Raw genomic sequence first — 6,515 nt, 5'->3', positions numbered from 1 at the left:
ATAAGTATTCAGGATTTTTATAAACAGCCCTCGCTATAAGAATTCTTTGTTTTTGCCCACCCGATAATTCTATCCCGGCATTCCCGACACGAGTGAAATAATGCATCGGTAAATTTTCTATAAAATCTTGTATTCCCGCTATTTTTGCTGCTTTTCTAAGCTTGTCTACATCATAGCTTTTTCCGGACATGGAAATATTACTTGCAATGGTATCACTAAAGATGGTTCCATTTTGAAGCACTGTTCCACATCGCTCTCTCCATTCTTCGGCATTTATATCATTCATGGAACAGGTATCTAAATATATTCCTCCTTTTTTTATAGGATAGTACGATAATAATAATTTCAACAGAGTTGTTTTACCACTACCACTGGCGCCGACAATGGCCGTTATGGAGTTTTTAGGTATTACCATATGTATATCCTTTAGTATAAAGGGATTATGGGTTCCCGGATATTTAAAGGACATATGATCAATATAAATATTTTGAATAACGCAATTTTTTATATGCTTTTTATTTTGAGAATCTTCATCAGGTATTTCATAGATTAGTTCAATTCTTTTATTGGCAATAATGGTATCTTGTGTATCACGAAGAAACATAATTAAATTTTGTAATGGTGTTGAAAGTTGTCCGATGACATAGGATATTCCCATTAAAGTTCCCAAAGACATTTGGTCCTCTATGATAAATGTTGCACAAAATGCTATGGCAATAATTTCTTTTAATTTGGAAAGTGTATCAACTCCAAAAAGCTGATAGGTATTTAAAAGTAACGATTTAATTTCCAATCGGTTTAATTTATCTTGAGTAGAAATAATTCGATCAATAATTTTTTCCTGAGCATTATTAATTTTTATCTCAGGCATATTCATTATGAATTCGTATATATTATTGCTGTTTTCTGATCTTTTTAAAAATGATGCATATTCAATTATATTTCGTTTATTAAAAAAAATAGAAAACCATAATACTGAAATTATTGACAATACCAGATATACACAAAATATGGTTATGCTAAAATATGCCAATACACAGCTAAAAACAACCACATTTAAAAAACTCAATAGTAAAGTAACCCCTTTCCAAGTAAAAAACCGTTGAATGGTTTGCTGATCTTCCAATCGTTGTAGAATTTCCGTATTTATTTGAGTGTCAAAGAAAACTATGGGTAAACGTAATATTTTTAAAAGTAATGTTTTCCGTAATTCAATACTTAATATGAAGTTTAGCTTAGTTAGCACAATTTGACTAAAAAAGTCTGAGGCAAAATTAGACATGAACAAAATAAATTGCGCTAATAAAAGATAATAAACTACTCGTAATGATTTTGAAGAAATTCCTAAATCAATAATGTTCTGAAAAGTAAAAGGAATGAACCAATTCGTCACTAATCCTATGAAAACTAAAAATATAGCAAGGAAATAGTTACGTTTATGATTTTTTAAAAACCCATACGTATATTTTATTATACTGGATTGAAACAAACTTTTATTTTTTACACTATCAATATTTATAGAGCAAAAATTTTCAGAAGGTTCTAAAAATAAAACGATCCCCTTAGTATTGTTTTCTTTCCACTCAGTTATAAAAGATTCTCTATCTAGTACTACCTTACCATAACCGGGATCTGCTAAATGATAATAAACTTGATTTTTCTTTTTAACTATTTTTTCTAAAACTACAAAATGACTTTGTTTCCAATATAAAATATAAGGCGTGGGAATTTCATCTAATTCTTCAACAGTTAATTTTAACGCATGGGCTGTTAATCCTAATTTTTCGGAGACATCCACGAGATCTTGTACAGATACTCCAATACGAGTAAATTCAAAAAAAGATTTAATATAATTAAGTGAAGTTTTTTTGCCAAAATAACTCATGATCATGGCTAGACAGGCTGCTCCGCAATCGCTGCTTTCAAGTTGATTATAAAATTGTAAACGATGCCTTTTATTTATTCGCATTCTCTAAAATTTCACTTATTTTATTTCTTATAACCTTTTCTTTTTCTGTTTCATCCCATGAATACACACAATACTCTCTATTAGCGGCCAGACTTTCCAAGGCAGTTTGAGAACACCCTCCATTACATAAAGGTAAAATTTTACATTCTAAGCATGGACGATTCTTGAACTTTGAATTCATTCGTTTATTTAAAGAGTCATTTTCCCAAAATAATTCTCCGTTTTCCGTTAAATATCCTTCCCTATTTTTAGTAGAGAAATCACGGGCCGTGCATTTAAATATATCTCCGTTATAATTGATAACAACACTATTTTTTTTATCTGCATAGCACGAATTTCGAAGGGTATCCGGGCTATATTCATGGCACGAGGTTTTTCCCCCTTTGCTATTTATTTGATTCATTTCTTCATCAGCAATATCTTGTGTCTGATCTATTTTTTTATTTTGCCATACTCTATGAAAATCGAATTTTAAAAATTGAGTTTTAATATCTTCTTCGATATCTTCAAAATCGTCATAAATTTTGTTTGCATTAAAAATATTTGAATCAGTGAAATTTATTCTAACATTCACATAGAATTTATTTTTTATCAAGTTTTTTATATTTGAAACAATTTTATCATAAGAACCTTTATTTTGACTTATATAGCGCACTTTATTATGTTCTTCTTTATGACCATCTAAAGTGATTTGTAAATTGCATCGGACGTTTTTATCCAAGAAAAAATTTATAAATTCTTGATTTGCTAAATATCCATTAGTAGTGAAAGATGTATAAGCATTTATATTTTTCTCTGTACATCTTTCTAAATAATAGTTAATTATAGGAATTACATTTTTATTAAAATATAATAAAGGTTCTCCGCCAAAAAATGAAATATTCATATTTTTTAAATCCTTATTATTGGTAATGGTATCTATCAACTTTTTGATTTTAGATAGTCCATTTTCATTTAACCTTGAACTTTTTACCAGATTTTCATAACAATACCAACATTTAAAATTGCAATTCATAGTTGGATTGATAGTTAATAAAAACAATGAATTATCTTCATCAATGCTTTTACTTATTTTTTTTATTTCATCCAGCTCATCTATCTCCTCATTAATAATAAATTTTTCTTCTACCATATAATTGAAAAACTCCGGATGGATCTCTTTTAGCTCTGATGTTTTATACATTTCCATTAATTCTTTAAGTTCAGATTGTATAAAAAGTAATCGTTGCTCAAGGGTATTATATAAAACATATTGCTCTCCATAAGGTAAGCATACATTATAATGACTATATTTCATAGAATGTATTTCCATTATATTTATTTAATTTATTTAGTTTTCTTCTATTACTAATTTTGAAAAATATAATCCATTTATTTGATTTATACTTATATTATATTGTATTTACATTAAGACGATCTTTATAATAAATCTTATTATTCGTTATATATTTATAAAAAATGATTGATAGATTAATATTTTAATAATACATAAGAAGTCATGATAATTCATTTGATTATAAACCGAGTGCTCATAGGCAAAACTTAGTTTTGTCTAACTTTGACCTTTATATTTTAACACAGCTATACGTGTATTTAAAATACATCTGTTACCCACTCTAACATATCTATAAAGCTTTATAAAATCCTCCTGACATTTTTTTAAACTTATATATAGTCCATAACAGAGTATTGCTGCTAACAATACTCTGTTAGACTAAAGTAAGATTGTTAACATTTCCATCTACCCGGACCCGTACATTTATTTATACAAATTCCTACATTCATACATCCACCCATTACATCCTTAGCATCAACTGCAGTTAATGATTTTGAAAAACCTCCTTTTAAAACTTCTCCTGACGTTTGTAATGTTTCAAATTTTTTAACGTCAACTTTTTTTGTTGTTTTCATATTTGAATAATTATTATAAATTTTAGAGTAACCTTTTTGTGTCTTGACTCATTTATGGACAACGATTGCAATCTGTATTTTTATTTAATTCTGTTCTGATCTTCTGTATTACTTCCCTCAATATTTTTTTCTTTTACTGTTGAACTTCCTAATTTATAGCTTAACGATATTCGTATTGAAGGAGATTCATAATACCCTCTATATTTAGCACTTATACCGTTATTGGTGCTTTTATTTCTAAATTGATCTGAATTAAATAGGTTAGTAACCTGTAAGGATAATTGCATTTTTTTATCCAACAGTAGAGCTTTAAAAAACATATCCATTTGTGTTAATGAATAATTGGTACTTAAAGCTCCTTGACTGCGCGGGTAATAAGAAATTATCAAGTCTGCTGATAGTGTCTTACTTTTATTAAGGATAAATGTATTATTAGCTTGTATTCTACCCATAAATCCTTCTTGAGATTTATCCGTGATCGGATAAATTTTAGATTTTAAATATAGATATCCCCCGACTAACATTAGATTACTTTGCAACCAATTCAATTTAGTATAGGTAAAAGATTGAATTATCCCTACCCCATAATTATCAAAATAATTCTCCACTTTTGTTGCTTGTATATAACTATCTTTATCCAAATAGGTAACATCGTTAAAGTTATCTTTTTGAATCATAAATTGTAAAATGGTTTGTATAATGTCTTTATAATAATAAGATAATTCAATACTGTTATTAATGACAGGTTTTAAAAAAGGGTTTCCTTCAGAATATTGATAGGGATTAGAATAATTCCTGAACGGATTAACAGAATTGTAATCCGGCCGGTCAATTCTTCTGGAATAGGTAAAAGAATAAGAATTATTCTCGTTTGCTTTATAAAGTACATATAAAGTTGGAAAAAATTTCAAATAATTATTTTTATTACGTTCATTAAGTGAAATGGAATTACCACGAGTTTGCGTATTTTCCATTCTAATCCCTAGTTGAATATCCCATTTTTTCATTTCTTTACTGGCTGAAACATAAAGAGCTTGCGAATTTTCTTTATATATAAAGTCATCTTGATGCGTTTTTTCAATTACACTCTCACCTTTTATCAGGCAATTCTTTAAACTGCTTTTCGTTTTCGTAAAAGATATTTTAGCCCCGTATTGTAAGTTTATATTTATAAAAGAAATGGGGTAATCAATATCAACCTGGCCGCTATAATTATCAATATCTAGCGATCCCTTATTTTCAACTGGGAAATAACGCGTAATTAGATCGTTGTGAGTCTCATAAGAACGGGTTAAATAATTGTATTTTTTCTCAGTATTGTAGTTAAAATAATCAAAATTCAATTTTATTTTTTTACCTAAACTATCAATGGTAAAATGTGAATACCAATTAAGTGAATTCAATCTTTTTGTAGAATTTTCATAGCTGTTAGTCCTGAGTAATGAATCTAATTTATTTTCATATGTATGGAAATTTGTTATATCCTTATATCGAGAATGCGGTTCTGAATAATTGAGCAAATATTGTATTCCTGAATTCCATTTAGAAGTTAATTGATAATCTAACAAAAATTTTGAACTGAGTGTATTTTGATAATTTTTGCCTGTTTCCTTTTCATCCCATAATTGCTCGGGATAATACACCTTACTTTTTTTTAAATTTTTGTAATTGCCGTTCGAGTAATTAGATGATAGGCCTAAGTTTATTTTATTTTTACTGTAAGTAAAGTTTGCTCCAAAATTACCTGATGCGTAATACCCTTGTTTATATGAAGACGTAAGGTTAGATGCCCAAAAATCTTTTTTGATTTTTTTTAAATTTATATTTATAAGACCTGAGTTACCTTCTGCATCATATTGTGAGGGAGGCGTAGTTATAACTTCAATATTCTTTACCTGGTCAGAAGGAATACTTTTTAAATAATTAAATAAATCATCACCATTCAAAGAAACGATCTTATCATCAATCAGCACTTTTACCGAACTTTTACCTGTAAGAAATAATTGATTATTTCGCACCTCTATTCCCGGCATAAGGTGTAAAATATCTAAAACATCCGTTCCGGCGGATCCTATGGAATTTTCAATATTATAAATCGTCCGGTCAACTTTCTTTTCAATTAACCTTTTTTTTCCGGTAACTAATATCTCCTGTAATTCGTTAGGCGTTCTTATGGATAGTATACCTAAATCAGTATCTTCTTTAAGTTCCAAGCTTTGAGCATATAAAACTTCCTCCGATTCTTTAATGATCAAGTTATAATTTCCTAGAGACAAATGATCAAAACGAAATTTACCTTCTTCTTTGACTATAACTTTTCCTACTATCGAATCTCGATTTGCCAGAATTACTTCAGCTAAATGACCGGAATTACCTTTTTCAAATTTTATTTCTCCTTTAATATGAACCTTTTGAGAAAAACTTAGGAAGAACTGAAAGAATAAAACTAATAAAATATTAATCTTCATACAAGCACATTTATATCATTATCCATAGTTTTACAAATACATTTCATAAATGATTATTAATTAAATTACTCTAATTAAAAGAAATTTTTAAATTTTGATTTCCTGATCAGATACAACCTATAAAAACAGAGAACTTATAAAATTTAATACAGATAAATATAATGAAT

Annotated in this window: 4 protein-coding genes; all 4 read right to left on the bottom strand. The window is 28.1% G+C overall.

The window, feature by feature from the left end:
- Positions 1-1,969 (bottom strand): peptidase domain-containing ABC transporter (locus GFU93_RS04945; RefSeq protein ID WP_160567718.1); only part of this gene is annotated, 1,969 nt, incomplete at its 3' end.
- Positions 1,956-3,281, bottom strand: a complete 1,326-nt coding sequence (locus GFU93_RS04940) for a radical SAM/SPASM domain-containing protein (RefSeq protein ID WP_160567716.1) — start codon at positions 3,279-3,281, stop codon at positions 1,956-1,958. The genes GFU93_RS04945 and GFU93_RS04940, both read right to left, overlap by 14 nt.
- Positions 3,282-3,697: 416 nt before the next feature.
- Positions 3,698-3,880 (bottom strand): hypothetical protein, encoded by a 183-nt coding sequence (locus GFU93_RS04935; RefSeq protein ID WP_160557336.1) that lies wholly within the window; start codon positions 3,878-3,880, stop codon positions 3,698-3,700.
- Between the two features lie 80 nt (positions 3,881-3,960).
- A complete protein-coding gene (locus GFU93_RS04930; RefSeq protein WP_160567714.1) occupies positions 3,961-6,348 on the bottom strand; it encodes a TonB-dependent receptor domain-containing protein in 2,388 nt (795 codons plus the stop codon).
- Between the last annotated feature and the right edge of the window lie 167 nt (positions 6,349-6,515).

Source organism: Apibacter sp. B3546 (assembly GCF_009827885.1).
GTDB lineage: Bacteria > Bacteroidota > Bacteroidia > Flavobacteriales > Weeksellaceae > Apibacter.
The sequence above is the reverse complement of the archived record's forward strand: the minus strand, read 5'-3'. Positions and strand labels throughout refer to the sequence as shown.